The 18,453-nt window shown below is 41.8% G+C and carries 16 protein-coding genes; all 16 read right to left on the reverse strand.

The genetic code is table 11. The features are described 5' to 3' along the window. Positions 1–41 precede the first annotated feature (41 nt). The 16 genes from FAY33_RS01970 to FAY33_RS02045 all read right to left on the reverse strand — a co-directional run bounded on the left by FAY33_RS01970 (position 42) and on the right by FAY33_RS02045 (position 18,401). Positions 42–293, reverse strand: coding sequence for a DUF4321 domain-containing protein (locus FAY33_RS01970; protein ID WP_143319083.1), 252 nt, complete (start codon positions 291–293; stop codon positions 42–44). Positions 294–382: 89 nt separating this feature from the next. Then, positions 383–1,663, reverse strand: coding sequence for a methionine gamma-lyase family protein (locus tag FAY33_RS01975; protein WP_143319084.1), 1,281 nt, complete (start codon positions 1,661–1,663; stop codon positions 383–385). Then, positions 1,654–2,619 (reverse strand): tRNA (adenosine(37)-N6)-dimethylallyltransferase MiaA, encoded by a 966-nt coding sequence (gene miaA / locus FAY33_RS01980; RefSeq protein WP_347562641.1) that lies wholly within the window; start codon positions 2,617–2,619, stop codon positions 1,654–1,656. The genes FAY33_RS01975 and miaA overlap by 10 nt, the downstream gene beginning before the upstream one ends. After that, a complete protein-coding gene (mutL, locus tag FAY33_RS01985) occupies positions 2,616–4,547 on the reverse strand; it encodes a DNA mismatch repair endonuclease MutL (RefSeq protein WP_143319086.1) in 1,932 nt (643 codons plus the stop codon). The genes miaA and mutL overlap by 4 nt, the downstream gene beginning before the upstream one ends. 21 nt (positions 4,548–4,568) lie before the next feature. Further along, positions 4,569–7,220, reverse strand: coding sequence for a DNA mismatch repair protein MutS (gene mutS, locus FAY33_RS01990; protein ID WP_143319087.1), 2,652 nt, complete (start codon positions 7,218–7,220; stop codon positions 4,569–4,571). 28 nt (positions 7,221–7,248) lie between these two features. Continuing rightward, positions 7,249–8,697, reverse strand: a complete 1,449-nt coding sequence (gene miaB, locus FAY33_RS01995; RefSeq protein ID WP_143319088.1) for a tRNA (N6-isopentenyl adenosine(37)-C2)-methylthiotransferase MiaB — start codon at positions 8,695–8,697, stop codon at positions 7,249–7,251. A 63-nt stretch (positions 8,698–8,760) separates the two neighbouring features. Beyond that, a complete protein-coding gene (gene abc-f / locus FAY33_RS02000; protein WP_143319089.1) occupies positions 8,761–10,275 on the reverse strand; it encodes a ribosomal protection-like ABC-F family protein in 1,515 nt (504 codons plus the stop codon). Positions 10,276–10,558: 283 nt separating this feature from the next. After that, positions 10,559–11,257, reverse strand: coding sequence for a flagellar motor protein MotB (locus tag FAY33_RS02005; protein ID WP_143319090.1), 699 nt, complete (start codon positions 11,255–11,257; stop codon positions 10,559–10,561). An 18-nt stretch (positions 11,258–11,275) separates the two neighbouring features. Further along, on the reverse strand, positions 11,276–12,082 hold the full coding sequence (locus tag FAY33_RS02010; protein ID WP_143319091.1) for a MotA/TolQ/ExbB proton channel family protein: 807 nt from the start codon (positions 12,080–12,082) through the stop codon (positions 11,276–11,278). Between the two features lie 156 nt (positions 12,083–12,238). Next, a complete protein-coding gene (locus tag FAY33_RS02015; RefSeq protein ID WP_143319092.1) occupies positions 12,239–13,483 on the reverse strand; it encodes a glutamate-5-semialdehyde dehydrogenase in 1,245 nt (414 codons plus the stop codon). Positions 13,484–13,500: 17 nt separating this feature from the next. Beyond that, positions 13,501–14,049 carry a 5-formyltetrahydrofolate cyclo-ligase gene (locus FAY33_RS02020; protein WP_143319093.1) on the reverse strand — a complete coding sequence of 183 codons (549 nt, stop codon included), beginning with the start codon at positions 14,047–14,049 and terminating at the stop codon, positions 13,501–13,503. Further along, positions 14,027–14,248 carry a DUF896 domain-containing protein gene (locus FAY33_RS02025; protein WP_143319094.1) on the reverse strand — a complete coding sequence of 74 codons (222 nt, stop codon included), beginning with the start codon at positions 14,246–14,248 and terminating at the stop codon, positions 14,027–14,029. The genes FAY33_RS02020 and FAY33_RS02025 overlap by 23 nt, the downstream gene beginning before the upstream one ends. Positions 14,249–14,258: 10 nt before the next feature. After that, a complete protein-coding gene (gene proB / locus FAY33_RS02030) occupies positions 14,259–15,122 on the reverse strand; it encodes a glutamate 5-kinase (RefSeq protein ID WP_143319095.1) in 864 nt (287 codons plus the stop codon). Positions 15,123–15,187: 65 nt separating this feature from the next. Continuing rightward, positions 15,188–16,783, reverse strand: a complete 1,596-nt coding sequence (locus FAY33_RS02035) for an FAD-dependent protein (RefSeq protein ID WP_143319096.1) — start codon at positions 16,781–16,783, stop codon at positions 15,188–15,190. Next, on the reverse strand, positions 16,776–17,996 hold the full coding sequence (locus tag FAY33_RS02040; protein WP_143319097.1) for an NAD(P)/FAD-dependent oxidoreductase: 1,221 nt from the start codon (positions 17,994–17,996) through the stop codon (positions 16,776–16,778). The genes FAY33_RS02035 and FAY33_RS02040 overlap by 8 nt, the downstream gene beginning before the upstream one ends. 18 nt (positions 17,997–18,014) lie before the next feature. Continuing rightward, positions 18,015–18,401 carry a hypothetical protein gene (locus FAY33_RS02045; protein WP_143319098.1) on the reverse strand — a complete coding sequence of 129 codons (387 nt, stop codon included), beginning with the start codon at positions 18,399–18,401 and terminating at the stop codon, positions 18,015–18,017. Between the last annotated feature and the right edge of the window lie 52 nt (positions 18,402–18,453).

Genomic DNA, 18,453 nt, shown 5'->3' on the forward strand with positions numbered 1-18,453 from the left:
GACGGTTACTCTCCAGGTACGAAAAAAGACATATGTAAGAATCAAATGAATCGATACATAATGAGTGCTGCTGCAACTCCTATAATGCCGGCAAGGGTTATCTTGATGTTAATACCAAAAGTAATAACCAGAATACCAAAGTTCACCACAAGAGGAGTATCAAATCCAAAGGATTGTCCGGCATTCAGCCAGGACAACCAGGATATCCCCTGAGTAATGTTCCCGATAAATCCGCCCAGAACAACACCTGCAAGCATAAGAAGAAGCAGTACCCAGCAGTTTTTTTGCTTCATCTGCTCTGCTACCCCTTTTGATTTAATGGCAGGAATCTCCATACCTATCAAAACATTTTAACATAGATTTCCATTTGTGTACACCTTTTTTATAAATCAATTAATCCACTTTCAAAAAGCTTCTGTAAAGACATAAGGATCCCAAGTTTTGCATGGTACCAGGTAAGTCCCCCTTGAAAATACACCGCATATGGAGGTTTAATGGGACCATCTGCACTTAATTCTATGGAAGATCCCTGGACGAATGCTCCTGCAGCCATAATAACTGGCGCATCGTATCCAGGCATATCCCATGGTTCCGGGGACACAAAACTATCTACCGGAGCGGCAGCCTGAATTCCCTGGCAAAAAGCAATAACACCTTCTGCCGTTCCAAAAGTAACTGCCTGGATAATGTCATGACGGGATTCTTTTCCATTGGGAACCACATCAAACCCCAGCTTCTCATAAACATTTGCCGCAAAAACAGCTCCCTTTAATGCACTTGCAACAACAGTTGGTGAAAGGAATAATCCCTGGTAAAAAGACTGGTTAAGCCCAAGGCTGGCTCCCACCTCCTTTCCAAGACCGGGTGCAGTCAGACGGTAAGAAGCCCGGTCAATACACTCTTTCTTTCCGGCGATATATCCGCCAATAGGAGCAAGACCTCCTCCCGGATTCTTAATAAGAGAACCAACAATCATGTCCGCTCCAACGTCAGACGGCTCCATTCGTTCCACAAATTCTCCATAACAATTGTCCACCATACAGATTACATCCGGTTTTATGTTCTTTACAAATGAAATCAGCTCGCCAATTTGGGTTACAGAAAATGTTGGTCTGGTATCATACCCTTTGGATCTTTGAATTGTAATAAGTCTGGTTTTTTCATTTATTGCCTTTTTAATTGCATCATAATCAAAAGTTCCATCGGAAAGAAGTTCTACCTGGCGGTAGGAAATCCCATATTCCTTCAAAGAACCAGTGCTTTCCCGGATTCCGATTACTTCTTCCAGCGTATCATAAGGTTTACCCGCAGGAGAAAGCAGTTCATCGCCTGGACGAAGATTTCCAGATAATGCAACAGACAGCGCATGGGTTCCGCTGATTAAATTGGGTCTCACTAAGGCAGTCTCCGTATGAAAAACGCTTGCATAAACAGCTTCCAGGGTATCCCGTCCCAGGTCATTATAGCCATATCCGGTTGTAGCTGCGAAATGAATGTCGCTGACCCGGTTGTCCTGCATAGCCTTTAATACCTTCATCTGATTGTATTCTGCATTTTCATCAATCCTGTCAAAACGATCTTTTAACTTTGCTTCTATCTTCTTTCCAAAGTTCAGTACAGCCTGACTGATTCCAAGTTTTTCATACATTGTATCTATTTCCATGTTGCTCTTTTCTCCAATCCATACTGTTTATCAACTATTTCCATCATCTCTGCAAGTGCCTTATCCGGGTGGTATCCATAATCCGGAAGAGAAATCCATGTTACATCTTTTTCCCGTTTAAACCATGTGATCTGACGCTTTGCGAAATGTCTTGTATCTCTTTTCAGGAAGTAAATGGCTTCCTCCAGAGAACAGGTTCCATCCAGATAATCAAGGATCTCTTTATATCCAAGTCCCTGCATGGAAACCAGCTCTCTGGTACAGCCCATAGACTTTAATCTCTCAACCTCTTTCACCAGTCCCTGTTCCACCATCTGGTCCACCCGGCTGTCGATCCGCTTATAGAGTGTATCACGGTCCATATTTATTACAAAGTATAAAAAGTCATAGGGAGATTTCTTTTCCCGTTCCCGTTTGTTGTGTACAGAAATCTGCTCACCTGTCTGACGATAGAACTCAATGGCACGAATAACCCTTTTTACATTGTTCGAATGAATCTGTTCTGCGGATTCAGGATCAATATTTCTGAGAATCTGATGAAGATACTCTCCGCCCTTTTCTTTTGCCAATGCTTCCAGTTCACTTCGCAGGGAAGAATCCTCTTTTGTCTCCGTAAAATCTATGTCATATAATAGTGCCTGGATATAAAAGCCGGTTCCTCCTGTCACAATGGGAATATGTTCTCTGGAATAAATCTCGTCCATCGCCTTTTTTGCCATTGACTGAAATATGGTTACATTAAATTCCTCCTGCGGCTCGAGCACATCAATCAGATGATGGGGAACACCTTCCATCTCTTCTTCTGATATCTTTGCAGAACCAATATCCATGTGACGGTATACCTGCATGGAATCCGCACTGATAATCTCTCCGCCAATAGCTTTTGCAAGATTAATTGATAATGCAGTTTTTCCGACTGCTGTAGGTCCAGTTAAAACAATCAGTGGTTTCATCACACAATCCTCTTGAATTTCTTTTCCAGTTCATATTTACTCATGGAAATAATGGTTGGCCTTCCATGGGGACAGGCATAAGGATTCTCAAGTCCCAGAAGCTGATCAATTAACTCATTGGCTTCTGCAAAGGAAAGACGGTTTCCGCCTTTTACAGCGGCTTTGCAGGACATGGTTGCAACCCGGTCATAAATAATGTCAGGATTGCTGGCAGCCCCTTCTTCTGACAGTCCGTCAATCATCTCAATAAGCAACTCTTTTTTTGCAATGGAGAATAAATTGGCAGGAACACCTCTGACCGCATATTCCCTTCCTCCAAACGGCTCAATCTCAAATCCCATCTGGGTAAAGTAGGTTAAGTGCTGCTGCAGAAGAACTTCTTCATTCCGGTTAAGGGTCAGTATAATCGGAGGACTGACCAGCTGGGAAGTATACTCCCTGGTTTTAAGTGTTGCCATTGTCTTCTCATATAAAACCTTTTCATGTGCAGCATGCTGATCAATAATATAAAGCTGTTCGTTAAACTCAACCAGCCAGTAAGTATCAAATAATTGTCCAATCAGTTTGTGCATGGAGCGGGCTTTTGGTTCTAATAATTTCCCATCAAAAAGATCCATCTGACCAGCTTTTGTCTCTTCTTGTTTTAATTCTTTCTTGTGATCACTTGCCGGAAGAGGGTTAGAAGCGGCAGATTGAGGGAGCCAGTTTTTCAGAAGATCATCCGGTTCTTTTACCTGTTCCAAGATTGGAGTCTGGGGAATCAGCCGTTTCTGAAATTCAGGCACAGAAGGACTCTCATTTATCTCCTTTGCGGCGGCCTGTTGCTGCATCGCCATGAGTCGTCTCTTTTCAAACGGTTCCGGAGCGGGTTCCAGCTTCTTTCCCGGCATATGCAGAGCATTCTCTTCTTTTCTTTTCTCCAGCTCCACCTCAGGAATCAGTTCCTTATGGGCAAGTGCATTTGCAACCGCCTGATACACCATATGATATACCATGTCTCCATCCCGGAAACGCAGCTCCATCTTTGTAGGATGAACATTGACATCAAGCGTCTCCGGCTCAATGGTAAAGTGAAGCATGGTAAATGGATACTTATGCTGCATCATAAATGGCTTATAAGCTTCTTCAATGGCACGGCATATAATACTGCTTTTAATATACCTTCCATTGATAAAATAATTTTCATAATTTCGGTTTCCTCTTGCAATTACAGGTTTGCCAATGTACCCCCGAATGGATACTTCCGGTTGTTTCACGGATACTTCCAACAGGTTGGAGGCAATCTCCCTGCCAAAAACCGTATAGACAATATCTTTTAAATTATGATTTCCAGAAGTATGAAGCTTATTCTGGTTATTCTGGATAAACCGAATCGAAATCTCCGGATGGGACAGAGCCAGTTTTTCCACCAGGTCGGATACATGTGCGCCTTCTGTCATCGGTGTTTTTAAAAACTTTTTTCTGGCGGGTGTGTTGTAAAACAGGTTTCTGGCAATAAATGTCGTTCCCTCCGGAGCACCGATTTCTTCCAGATTACGTTCCTCGCCGCCCTCAATCTGGTAACGGGTTCCGGTCAGACCTACACTGGTCTTTGTAATAAGTTCTACCTGGGATACTGCAGCAATACTTGCCAGTGCCTCTCCGCGAAAACCTAAAGAAGAGACTGTAAATAAATCCTCTACGGATTTGATCTTACTTGTGGAATGGCGAAGGAACGCCAATGGGACTTCCTCTTTTGAAATTCCGCAGCCATTATCCGTTACCCGGATAAAAGAAGTACCGCCTTCCTTGATCTCCACGGTTACGGCAGTTGCTTTTGCATCAATCGCATTCTCCAGCAACTCCTTTACAACCGAAGCAGGCCGTTCAATTACTTCACCGGCAGCAATCTTATTAATGGTATTTTGATCCAGTACAGTTATATTAGGCATGACATCAGCTCCTTTTTCTTGTTACCAGCGGTTTTTCAGCTTTGTCTGTAAACGGTATAAGGTATTGAGCGCATCAATGGGAGTCATGGTGCCAAGTTCCAGATCTTCCAGTTCTTTAATAATGTCATTGTCTTTTACAGTGTCAAACAGTGAAATCTGTTGTAAATCCACTTCGTCTGGCTTTGGAACGACTTTTCTCTGGGGAAGGTTGCTGTTACCTTCAGCAATCTCCTTGGCTTTTACCGTAATATCTGCATCACTCAATTCCGCCAGAAGCTCTTTTGCTCTGGTTATGACAGAATCGGGAACACCTGCCAGCTTGGCTACCTGAATACCGTAACTTTTATCGGCACCGCCTTTTATGATCTTTCTTAAAAAGACGATATCATCTCCCTGTTCCTTTACTGCAATACAGTAATTGTTGACCCCGCCCATGGTTCCTTCTAATTCAGTCAGTTCATGGTAATGGGTTGCAAACAGAGTCTTTGCTCCAAGAATCTTGGAGTTGCTGATATGTTCCACAACTGCCCATGCAATGCTGAGACCATCAAACGTGCTGGTTCCACGTCCAATCTCATCAAGAACAATCAGACTGTTCTTTGTTGCATTCCGAAGAATATTGGCAACTTCCGTCATCTCAACCATAAACGTACTTTGACCGGAAGCCAAATCATCCGATGCTCCTACTCTTGTAAAGATGCGGTCGCAGATTCCAATATTGGCTTCTTCTGCCGGAACAAAACTCCCGATCTGTGCCATGAGAACAATGAGTGCAGTCTGCCTCATATAGGTTGATTTACCAGCCATATTGGGACCTGTTATAATAGATAAACGGTTTTTGGCATTGTCCAGATAGGTATCATTGGAAACAAACAGATCATCTCTCATCATCTTTTCAACAACCGGATGCCGTCCGTTCTTTATATCAATCAATCCCTTTTCATTGATGGAGGGCTTTATATAATTATTCTTTGTTGCAACTGTAGAAAGAGAGGTAAGTACATCAATTCCCGCAACAGCTCTTGCTGTTTTCTGAATACGCAATACCTGATCAGCAACAGAATCTCTTACCTGGCAAAACAACTGATATTCCAGGGAAAACAGCTTATCCTCCGCTCCAAGAATCACATCTTCCAGTTCTTTTAGTTCATCGGTGGTATAACGCTCGGCATTGGCAAGGGTCTGTTTTCTCACAAAATAGTCAGGAACAAGGTCTTTAAAGGAATTAGTGACTTCAAAATAATAGCCAAAAACTTTATTAAACTTAACCTTTAAATTCTTAATTCCTGTCTTTTCTTTCTCCCGTGCTTCCAGTTCAGCCAGCCAGTTCTTTCCCTCTGTTTTTGCGTGGCGAAGTTTATCCGCCTCTTCCTGAAAACCTTCTTTTATGATTCCGCCTTCCCTTATGGTAATAGGCGGATCATCCACAATTGCCCTTTCAACCAAATCTTTAATGTCATCAAGCGGGTCCAGTTCATTGTGTAGCTCCATTAACATATCACTATTAAATTCACCTAAAATATTTTTAATATGAGGAAGCATTTCCAGAGAGTTTTTAAACGCAATCAAATCCCTGGGGCTGGCTGTCTTATAGCTGATTCGCCCAATCAACCGCTCCAGGTCATAAATAGGATTTAAATATTCACATATTTCTTCTCTTGAAATGTAATTCATATTCAGCTCTTCCACCGCTGTTTGTCGTTTTATAATATCTGCTTTGTGGATGAGGGGCTGTTCAATATAGGTGCGGAGAAGTCTTGCACCCATAGCTGTCTTTGTTCTGTCCAGAACCCATAAAAGACTTCCCCTCTTTTGCTTTTCTCTGAGAGTTTCCAAAAGTTCCAGATTTCTTCTGGTGGAAGTATCAATGATCATGAACTGACTGGTGGAATAAGGGGTAATGGTGGTGATATGGGATAAGCTGTTTTTCTGTGTCTCATACATATATTGCATCACAGCACCGGAAGCAATAATCCCAGTGTCATAGTCCTCAAGCCCAAGTCCAGAGAGAGAGCCTACCTTGTAGTGCTCTTTTAGAATGTTCCGACAGATTTCGTCCGAAAAGAAATGATTATCCAAAGAAGAAATAACTGCGTGATAACGGTTTCTGATCTCTTCGATATCAACTCCGGAAACATAAAATGCCTCGTTGCAGATAATCTCTGAGGGGGAAAATTTATTGATCTCATCGGTTAACTCCCGGTCAGATCCTACCTCAGTCACAAGAAAATCTCCAGTAGTAATATCAGTAACTGCAATTCCAAACGTTTCCCCTATGTAAACAATTCCCATTAAGTAATTGTTTTTTGTTTCATCAAGAGCCATTGCACTTGTGACTGTACCAGGAGTGACAACACGGATCACTTCTCTTTTAACCAGCCCTTTTGCCTGCTTTGGATCTTCCATCTGCTCGGCAATTGCAACTTTGAACCCTTTTTGAACCAAACGGTTTAAATAGGTCTCTACGGCATGATGAGGAACGCCGCACATGGGTGCACGTTCCTCTAATCCGCATTCTTTTCCTGTTAGTGTAATCTCCAATTCTCTGGAAACAGTAACTGCGTCATCAAAAAACATCTCATAAAAGTCTCCCAGCCGATAAAACAGAAGACAATCCGGATATTCTTTTTTTGTTTCCAGGTAATGGGTCATCATTGGTGATAATCCAGCCATGGTACTTTGTTTCCTCTTTTCTCTATGTTTATGCTCTTAAAGTTCCCATATAATAAAATCCTTTGGATTCATCCAGATACACATCCACGATCTTACCGATAAGAGAAGGGTCTCCTTTAAAGTGCACGGTTGTATTATTCCCCATCCGTCCAGTCATAAGGCCTTCCCCATGATCATTTACTTCTTCAACCAGTACCTTCTGTACGGTGTGTTCATCCTTTCCGCATACCTCGGAAGAAATTCTCTGTACTTCAGTCAGTAAGCGGTCAAAACGGTTCTTCACGTCCTCGTCTGCAATCTGACATTCCATTTTAGCTGCCGGAGTTCCGGTACGTTTGGAATAAATAAAGGTAAATGCACTGTCAAAACGCACTTTTTTAACAACATCAAGTGTCTCTAAAAAGTCTTCCTCTGTCTCTCCGGGAAAACCAACAATAATATCTGTGGTCAGAGAAATATCAGGCATGGCTGTCCGGATCTTTTCCACAAGCTCCAGGTATTTTTCCTTTGTATAACTCCGGTTCATAGCTTTTAGAACACGGCTGCTTCCTGATTGGAGAGGAAGATGAATATGACGACAGACCTTCTTCGAATTCTTCATGGCTTCAATCAACTCATCAGAAAGATCCTTTGGGTGAGAGGTCATAAAACGGATACGCTCCAGCCCCTCAATCTTGTCCACTTGCGTGAGAAGTTCTGCAAAGCTTACGGGTTCATCAAGATTCTTTCCATAAGAGTTCACATTCTGTCCCAGAAGCATGATCTCAACAACCCCATCTTCAGAGAGTCTGGTTATCTCGTCCACAATATCTTTGGGATTACGGCTCCGCTCCCTTCCTCGCACGTAAGGAACAATACAGTAGCTACAGAAGTTATTGCAGCCAAACATAATATTAACCCCTGATTTGAACGGGAATTTGCGGTCCGTAGGAAGATCCTCTACAATGCGGTCTGTTTCCTTCCATATGTCAACTACCATCTTTTTCTTATCCAGACGCTCTGCCATCAATTCCGCTAATTTAAATATGTTATGAGTACCAAAGATAATGTCCACAAAGCGATAGCTTTTCTTTATCTTTGCAACCACTTCTTCTTCCTGCATCATGCAGCCGCAAAGAGAAATCATCATATGAGGATTCTTTTTCTTTAAACTGTTTAAATATCCCAAACGGCCATAGACCCTCTGATTTGCATTCTCCCTGACTGTACAGGTATTATAAAGAACAAAATCCGCTTCTTCCGATTCTGTTTCCACAAAACCGATTGCTTCTAAAATACCCTGTAGTTTTTCAGAATCCCTGGAATTCATCTGACAGCCAAATGTAGCAATATGGAAAGTAAAAATTTCTCTCCCGGCAGCCTCTTTTATTTTTTCAAGCAGAGCCTTACAATATTCCATAAAAAAATACTGTCTTGCAGGTTCATCCAGTGGTGCATATTGGCAGGCATCATCATAAGTCATATTTATATAATTCATCTACTTAACCTCTTAATTTTATTCGATTTTTCCATTATAGCATAAATAATATTGATTGCAAAGTTAAAAATCCACTTGTTCCAGAAGCACCTTACCCGTAGCAATTTTTCCAGTAAATACCTCATCATGCTCCACAAATAGCATTGTTGGCTTAAACTGCTGAATCAGATTTTCAATCTGAATTCTGGAATAAACATCTATAAAGTTCAGCGGTTCATCCCATATATAGAGGTGGGCTCGTTCACAAAGACTCCGGGCAATCAGTACTTTTTTCTTCTGTCCTTCACTGTATCTTTCCATTGGCATTTCAAACTGTTCCCTGGATATATCAAGTTTTTTCAAAACTGATTTAAAAAGAGACTCTTCGATTCTGCATTCCCTTGCATAGTCAGTCAAACTCCCCGTTAAAAAGGAGGTATCCTGGGAAACATAAGAAATCTTTAGTCCGCTTGCGGTCTCTAAGGTTCCCTTGTATTTCATTTTCAGATCCAGATGTTCTTTTTCCAGAACCAGCTTCAGTATCGTGGATTTTCCGCTTCCATTTCGCCCTGCAAGACAGACTCTCTGCCCTTGTTCCAGATCAAATGTTACCGGCCTGCACACTGGTTTTTCAAAAAAAGGAGTCACTTCTTTCAACGAAAGAATCCGGTTCGTATGGTGAATTTCAGGATAAAGTTTTAATGATTCTGCTTCTTCCACGTTTTTCAAGAGATTTTTCTTTTCGTTAATTGCCCGTTCCTGCCTATGTTCCAGATTCTTTCTTCGCATCTGCATACGCCTTGACTTCTCTCCCACGTATGCTCTTGTGTCAATGGATTTTTCATGGACAGCAGACTTTTTACCAAGTTTCGTGGATTCTGCCTGATCTGCCCATTTCTTTGACTGTTTTGCGGCTATTTCCAAATGACGGACTTCTTTTTTCAGTCTCTCTTGTTCTGCCTGTTCATATTGATCGGTCTTCTGTTTGTTTTCATACCAGGTACTGAAATTTCCCCTCTGAACTTCTATATTTGTTTTATTAATAGAAAGAATGTGATCAACACAATCATCAAGAAACTTTCTGTCATGGGATACAAGAATAAAGCCATTTTTACTTTTTAAGTATCTGCTTACTGCTTCTCTTCCTTCCACATCAAGATGATTGGTTGGTTCATCAATTAAAAGAAAACTGTTTTCCTTTAAAAACAGTGCTGCCAAAAGAACTTTTGTCTGCTGTCCCTTTGATAACGTAGAAAAAGGACGATACAATATTTCTTCCGAAACCTGCAGACGGGATAATTCCCTTTTGATCATCCATATCTCCCCAGATTCCAGCAAAGAATCCACAATATCCAGAGTATTCCTTTCCTCATCTGGTATGAAAAATGGGAAATACTCAAATTTTACGCTGGAATGAATCTTCCCTGTATACGGATAACGTTTCATCAGCAGATTTAAAAACGTAGTTTTTCCTCTTCCGTTCCTTCCGGTGAACCCGATTTTCCAATCCGTATCAATTTGAAATGTCACATGCTCAAAGACAGGCTCATAGCTTCCATCATAGGAAAAAGACAGATCCGTAACTTGTATTAATGACATAAACAACCCTCCGTAGCTGTCTCATGACAGCATCTGTATAAAGTGATTGCAAGATATCAGATTCCATAGCTGCAGATCCATGATGAAGAAATACCGCACAAAAAAAAGAGCCTGAGAACGGAGTGATATCCTTGCAAGATTAACACAACAAAAAAATATGGTACCCATACTTTTTCATTATGCAGTTCCTTTCGCAAGAATTATAACTCCATTCTTTCACCTCTCTCTGTCTAAACTATTCTTAGCCTATCATATAAGGCACAAAAAGTCAAACCTGTAAATATCAATTTGCACTGCCCGTAATTGTAATCTCAACTCTACGGTTTTTGGCTCTTCCTTCATCGGTATCGTTGGTAGCAATCGGATTATAATGGGAGTTGCCTTCAATTGACATCTTCTCTGCCTGCAGCCCCATGGAAGTCATATAATTGAGGACAGTAACCGCACGGTTTACAGATAATTGCCAGGAATCCGCCTCATTGGCTGCATCCCTATTCCCCAGGTCAGCAGTATTCCCTGTAATGGTAATGTGATTAATATCCGGATAGATCGCCTCTAATGTATTGGCTATCTCCTCAATAATCGGCTTGCTTCCCGGTAATAAAACAGCGGTATCCGGTTTAAACAGCATCGCATCTTTCATACGGATGGTAATGCTGGAACCACTTGAAGTCACGTCAATGGTCTGATCCAAATCCCGTTCTTTTATGTAAGCCTGTAAGCTTTTATAAACACTTTCCAGATTATCAGTAGAAATATTCCCTCCACCGGCACCAACCCCGGTTCCGGCTTTTGAAGCACCATGATTCAGCGCCTGCTCCAATCCCTGAGACATTTCCTTTACTTTTTGAGAATCAACGGAACTCATACCATACATGATAATAAACAAAGCCAGGAGCAAGGTAATCATATCGGAATAAGTAAGAAGCCAACGGTCTGAATTTTCTTTTTCAGGTTCTGGTTCAATTCCTCTTCTGCCCATCTTTCATTCCTCCTTTGTTTAATTCTCAATTCCCTGTTTGTATTTTTTTCCTCCATCTGAAAATGCCTGAAAATAAAGGGCAAGTTCATTCTCAATATTCCGTGAGGTGCTTCCTCTTGCAATCATACAGACACCATCCACAACCATCTCTTTTTGAATATGCTTTCTCTTTAACTGAGTCTTTAATTTGGTGGCAATAGGAAGGTAAACGATATTTGCCAAAAAAACACCGTAAAGAGTCGCAATAAACGCAGTACCAATGGAACCAGCAAGTTTGGAAGGGTCATCAAAACCTGATGCCAGTACCATAATCAGTCCCATAACCGTACCAATAACACCCATGGTAGGAGAAAATCCTGCGGCTGCATCAAACACGCTCGCTTCAATACTCCTTTGCTGCACATAAGCTCTGATATCGGATTCCAGAGTATACTGTATGGCTTCCGGGGTCTTCATCTCCTGGATCAGAACCAGTCCTTCTTTCAGAAGAAGATATTCCTCCTGGTTCAGCTCCGGATCACGGCTGATATCTTCCAGACAGGTTACTCCGTCGGTCCTGTACCTCGTGGCAATCATGGCAATCTTGGATATCATCCGTTCCATACTGCCGGAATGGGGATGATTAAAACTTTTTACCATAGCTTTTAAAGCCATACCAATGTCATTCAGTGAAAAGGAGGCTGTCACGCATCCCACTGTTCCTCCAAATACGATGACGAAAGGACTAAGTAAAAACAACGATGATATGACACCATGTTCCAGCACATAACCTGTTAAAAGAGCTGCCACACCAATAATAATTCCAATAATCAGCGAAAAATCCATAATATTCTCCTTTGTAACCACTAATATGATTTATAAATTTATTTTATCACGTTATGTGGAATTAAAACGCTAAAAAAATGCTAATTTTGGTTTCACTTTTTGTAATAAATATCAAATATTCCTCTCATTTGTAACTCAGAGAAGATATTTTCCTCATTACGGACGAACCTGACCATTTCCATAAATAATATATTTGGTGGTTGTGAGTTCTTTCAATCCCATCGGGCCTCGTGCATGAAGTTTTTGGGTGCTGATGCCAATCTCTGCACCAAAACCAAATTCAAATCCGTCTGTAAATCTTGTGGATGCATTGACATAAACGGCTGCGGCATCAATTTCATTGAGGAATTTCTGCGCATGATCGTAATTGGAGGTAATAATCGCCTCGGAATGTCCTGTATTATAACGGTTAATATGGTGAATCGCCTCTTCCACAGACCCTGCCACTTTTAACGATAAGATATAATCTAAATATTCTGTTCCCCAGTCTTCTTCACTTGCCAAGACAAAATCAGGAACAATGGAGCACGCCTCTTCATCAGCCCGTATTTCAACAGACTTAAGAGACAGCCGTTCTTTTAAAAGAGGGAGAAAACGAGGCGCAATGTCTCTATGGATAACAAGTGCTTCACAGGCATTGCATACACCTATTCTCTGTGTCTTCGCATTGAAAATAATATCCAGCGCCATATCAAAATCTGCTGAGTCGTCCACAAAGATATGACAGTTTCCGGTTCCGGTTTCAATAACCGGTATGGTGCTGTTGTCCACCACAGCTTTTATTAATCCGGCACCGCCTCTTGGGATTAATACATCCACATATTCCCGAAGAGACATGAACTTTCTCGTCACTTCCCTGTCAGTATCTGTAATAAGCTGGATAGAATCCTCAGGAAGACCCGCATCCTTAAGTCCCTTTTTTAACCATCTTACAATTTCAATATTGGATGCAAGAGCATCGCTTCCGCCTTTTAAAATCACAGCATTTCCAGATTTAAAACATAACCCGAAAGCATCTGCGGTTACATTGGGTCTTGCTTCATAGATAATCCCAACAACGCCTAAAGGAACTCTCTTCTGACCGATGGTAAGCCCATTGGGTCTTACCTTCATGGAAAGAACTTCTCCAACCGGGTCTTCTAAAGCGGCAACGGACAAAAGACCGTCTGCCATAGCCCTCACTCTTTCTGAAGTCAGCTTCAAACGGTCTACAAGCCCTGCACTCATACCTGATGCTACTGCTTTATTCACATCCGTTTCATTGGCAGCAAGAATCTCTGTTTCTCCCTGAAGCAAAGCTTTTGCCGCAGACTTTAAACCTTCATTCTTTTTTTCAGAACCAAGGATATTTAATACACCTGTAATATCTTTTGCTTTTTTTCCTATCTCAACAATGGTCATAGAATTATCCCCCAATCTTATTTCAGCGGCGTAATAATCCGGTCTACCCTTTTGTCATGGGATTCGGCCGGAATCTGGTCAAATATCTGAAAATCATATGCGATCGCCAGACGGGGATGGGACGGCTCATCTTCAAAAAACCGGTCATAATATCCGCCTCCATATCCCAGACGGTTTCCCTTTTTATCAAATGCAATTCCAGGGACTACCACAGGGGCATGAGGATCACATAATTTTAAACAAGTCGCTTTTGGTTCCATGATTCCCATGGTTCCCTCTTCTAGATCCTTCTTTCCGCTTATTGCGTAAAAATCCATGCGTTTTCCTGTGACTTTCGGCACAGCTATGTATTTGCCCTGTTCCAGCAATGTCTCCATGAATTCCCAGGTTCCTGCTTCTCCATGAAAAGATGCATAACAGTACACACAAAATGCCTGCCGGATCTCCAAAAGATTCAAAAGTTTTTGGCAGATGATGTCATTCCAGACATTCTGGGTTTCTGCATCAAGTGCCAGCCTCTGTTTTTTGATAGATGCTCTTATCTCATTCTTTTTCCACATTTCCATATTTTTTACCCAGATCAGTTACTGTACCGTCTTTTTCCTGAATTGAAATGTTATCTAAATTTCCTCTTAAACTTCTGCGGATTGATTCAATATATTCTTTTCGTAACGCAGCCTGTTCCGCTGTCTCCGCCTCGCTAAGTCCCACTGACTTGGATTTATGGTAAAGAACATTAATACGGTCAATTTTCTCCTGATTCATCTGTTTCTCCTTAATACTCGTAATTAATATAGTTCATCAAATCAAAATCATGGTTAGGATGGGCAATAAACAAAGTTCCCTTTTCTTCTCCAGACATGATCTGTTGTATTACTTCTACCTGATCTCCATTGGCAATAACCATATCAGAACCGCCATCCGTTGCAATCCGCGCTGCAGCCAGCTTGGCTGCCATTCCTCCTGTTCCAACGTCACTTCCGGAAGTGGATTTCCCCATCAAAAGAAGCTCTGGGGTGATTTCCTTTACCAGTGGGATAAACTTTGCATCTGGATTCTGCCTTGGGTCATCGGAATACAGACCATCTATATCAGACAGAAGAATCAGAAGATCTGCTCCGATTAATGCGGCTACAATCGCAGACAGCCGGTCATTATCTCCGAAGTTATCCACAAGAGGAATCTCAGAAGTAGAAACAGTGTCATTTTCATTGACAACCGGAATGGTTCCCAGTTTTAAAAGTTCATCAAATGTGTTTTGTGCATTGTAACGGTTGGTGTCATGAATCATGGTATTCTTTGTCAGAAGAACCTGTGCTGCAATCTGATTATATTCTGCAAAAAGTTTCTGGTATACCATCATAAGCCTTGCCTGGCCTACTGCTGCAAACGCCTGTTTTTCTGCAATTGTATCCGGTTTTGCCTGATGTCCCAGTGCCTGTCTTCCTGCAGCAATTGCACCAGAAGAAACCAGCACAACTTCCTTGCCTTCTCCCTTTAAATCGCTGATTACCCGGATGAGCTTTTCAATCTTTAACAGATTTAAATCTCCTGTATGGGGATGGGTCAGGGAGGAAGACCCGATTTTAATTACAATCCGTTTCTTATCTTTTAGCTTCTGGCGCTCTATGATGCTCATTTTTCCATCTACTTTCTTTCGTTGTTTTCATAAATATCTTACCTCATTTTTTATGATTCGTCAATTTATACAGAAAACCTTTGAAATCTGGAAGCAATGGCTTCGGCAACCTTTATTCCATCCATGGCAGCGGAAGTGATGCCTCCTGCATAACCAGCCCCTTCCCCACAAGGATAAACGCCCTTTACCCTGCTTTCAAACAGCTCATCTCTTGAAATACGCACAGGAGAAGAAGTCCGGCTCTCCACCCCTGCTAAAATGGCATCTGGTCTGGCAAATCCGTGAATTTTCCGGTCGAAGGCTTCTATCCCTTCAATCAGGGACTTGGAAAGGTAAGGAGGAAGAAATCCGCTGATGGAGGCAAATTCATACTGCCCTTTTACTGCCGGTTCCACATTTCCAAAGGATGCAGAAACCTGATTCTTTTTAAAATCTTCATAAAGCTGAACCGGTATTTTTCCACAACCGCTTAAATAAGCAGCACGTTCCAGCTTTCTTTGATAAGAAACGCCGCTAAGAGGACCTTCTGCACCAAAATCATCAGGGGTAACGGTAACAATCAAAGCACTGTTGGCATTAACTCCTGCTCTGTCATGGTAGCTCATTCCATTAACAGCAAGCATCTCTTTTTCTGATGAAGCATTAACAACATATCCTCCAGGGCACATACAAAAGCTATATACCCCTCTGCCATTGGAACTTTTGTGCGTCAGTTTATAATCGGCAGGTCCCAGGAGGGAATGGTTTTCAGGACCATACTGGGAAGTATTAATGCTTTCCTGGGGATGCTGAATTCGAATACCTACCGCAAAGGATTTGGATTCCATTGGAACCCCTCTCTTTTCAAGAACCTGGAAAGTATCTCTGGAACTGTGGCCAATGGCAAGCACCAGTACCCGGGTAGGAATTTCTTCCTGTTCCTGAGTCACCACATGGGATATCTTACCAGAAGTCAGAATAAAATCTGTGACCCGGCAGTTAAATCGTACTTCTCCGCCAAGGCGGTTGATTTCTTCTCTCATTCTTTTTACAATGCCGCTCAGCACATCCGTACCGATGTGCGGTTTGTTAATATAAAGAATGGAGGGATCCGCACCGAATTCTACAAATAGTTCCAACACTTTTTTATTTCTCATGAAAGAATCTTTCACCAGGGTATTTAATTTTCCATCAGAAAATGTACCGGCTCCGCCTTCTCCAAACTGAACATTAGAGTCTGGTTTTAACGTTCCGTCTTTCCAAAATTCATCGACTGTTTTTCTCCGCTGATCCACTGATTCTCCCCGCTCTAAAATAAGAGGACGGTATCCATTTCTGGCAAGCATGACTCCGCAGAACAGCCCTGCCGGACCAGCACCAATAATAACAGGACGCTCTGGCATTTTCTCAGAACCAGCAGGCGGGAACGCGTATTCTTTTTTCTCCACGGATAAAACATTGACATTCTTTGCTCTATGTATAACAGCTTCCTCATTTGGCATATTCACGTCAATGGAATAAATAAAATGAATTTCATCTTTTTTTCTGGCATCAATGGATTGCTTTATAATCTGAAATGATTTAATTTCTTCTGATGGAACTCTTAATATTTTTGCAATCTTTGATCGCAATGCCTGTTCGTTGTGATCAATTGGCAGCTTTAACTGATTGATTCTAATCATTTTTTCCTCTTCCTGCATGTGTTCCAGCTAATACACCGGTAGTCCATGCCCACTGTAAATTGTATCCGCCGCAGATCCCGTCAACATCAAGAATTTCACCTGCAAAATACAATCCTTTTATTTTTTTTGATTCCATGGTCTCCGGGTTAATTTCTCTGGTGTTGATTCCTCCGCTGCACACCTGTGCCTGTTCATAATTATTGGTTGCAGTTATGACTGTCTTCATTTCCTTTAATGTATTGGCAAGTTTTTTTATCTGTGCCTGGGAAAGTTCTTTTACAGTACCTGATTTTATCCCCGATTCCTGCAGAAGGACCGGAATCAGTTTCAAATTCATAATTCCATTTAAAAAGTCCACTACAGAACGGGAACCAAAACGCTTCTTCCTTTCCATAAGCAGCTCTTCAGTCTCCGTCAAACTTATAACTGGCAATAAATCAAGTTCTGCTTCCACCTTTTTTTTATCATGGACTGCTCTCGCAGCAAACCGGCTAATCTGAAAAACCGGAATCCCGGATATTCCATAATCTGTAAACTGCAGTTCTCCCCGGTCTGAAGCTGCCTTTTGCCCATCTATTTTTAATGTAACAATTCCTTCCGTCCGCACCCCTGACACCTGTTTGTACCATTTTTCCTGGCACCTGAGCTGTACCAGTGCCGGCAGAGGTAACACGACATGATGCCCCAGGGCTTTGGCAAGTTCATAACCGCTGCCATCTGACCCTGTTTTGGGAGCTGCCATGGAACCTGCTGCCAGGATTACCGCATCAGCCCGTTTTTTTCCGTCGGATGTTAAGAGGGTTAAATCAGACCGAATCTTTTTCACTTCACATTCTGTTATAATTGACACTCCTAAGCGCTCCAGTTCAAATAAAAGTCCGTTAAGAACTGTCACTGCCTGACCGGAATAGGGATAAACATAACCATTTCGTTCTGTAAACATAATTCCCAGATTTTCAAAAAAAGAAAGCGTCTGATCTACCGGGAATTTTTTCAAAACAGTCTGTGGAAATTCCGGCTGAGCGCTGCGATAAGCACCTTCTGGAACCACTAAGTTTGTCAGATTGCATTTTCCATTTCCCGTGGCTAAAAGTTTTTTCCCAGGCTTCTTGGAATGTTCGATGATTGTAACAGAAGCTCCCGATCGGGCAGCCATAACGGCCGCCGTAAGACCGGAAGCACCTGCTCCTACAACGATTACTTGTTGTTTCATAAATCCTCCTGTTATTCTTTAGCTTGTATAGGATTCTAAATAATTAAACACTTCTATCATAGAAGTGAACCAGATGCCTTCCATCAGCTTTCCCCGCTCTTCTTCAGGGAAATCAGTAACTGGCATATGAGTATAAAGACAGATTGTTGTCTTGTCCTGATAGAGGACGAGTAAATATCCGTCCTCTGATACAAGATAATATTTTTCTTTCCCTTTTGCATTGGCAGGCTTCACATCTTCCTGATTTATCACAATCTGCGCTTCTGTCACCGTTTCGGTTTCCAAAGTGGCACCAGGCAGTGCCTCCTCCGGCTTCACACTGTCTTTTGTTATGATAAAGCCAACTCCCAGACAGATGGCAGATGCCGCAACAAACAAAAGAAAGCAGAACATATACTTCTTCATGAAATGATACCTCCTTCAAGTAAGTATAGTATCTGCCTTCTTTCCCATTTTT

It is taken from the genome of Clostridium sp. HBUAS56010, assembly GCF_007115105.1.
Lineage (GTDB): Bacteria > Bacillota > Clostridia > Lachnospirales > Lachnospiraceae > Lacrimispora.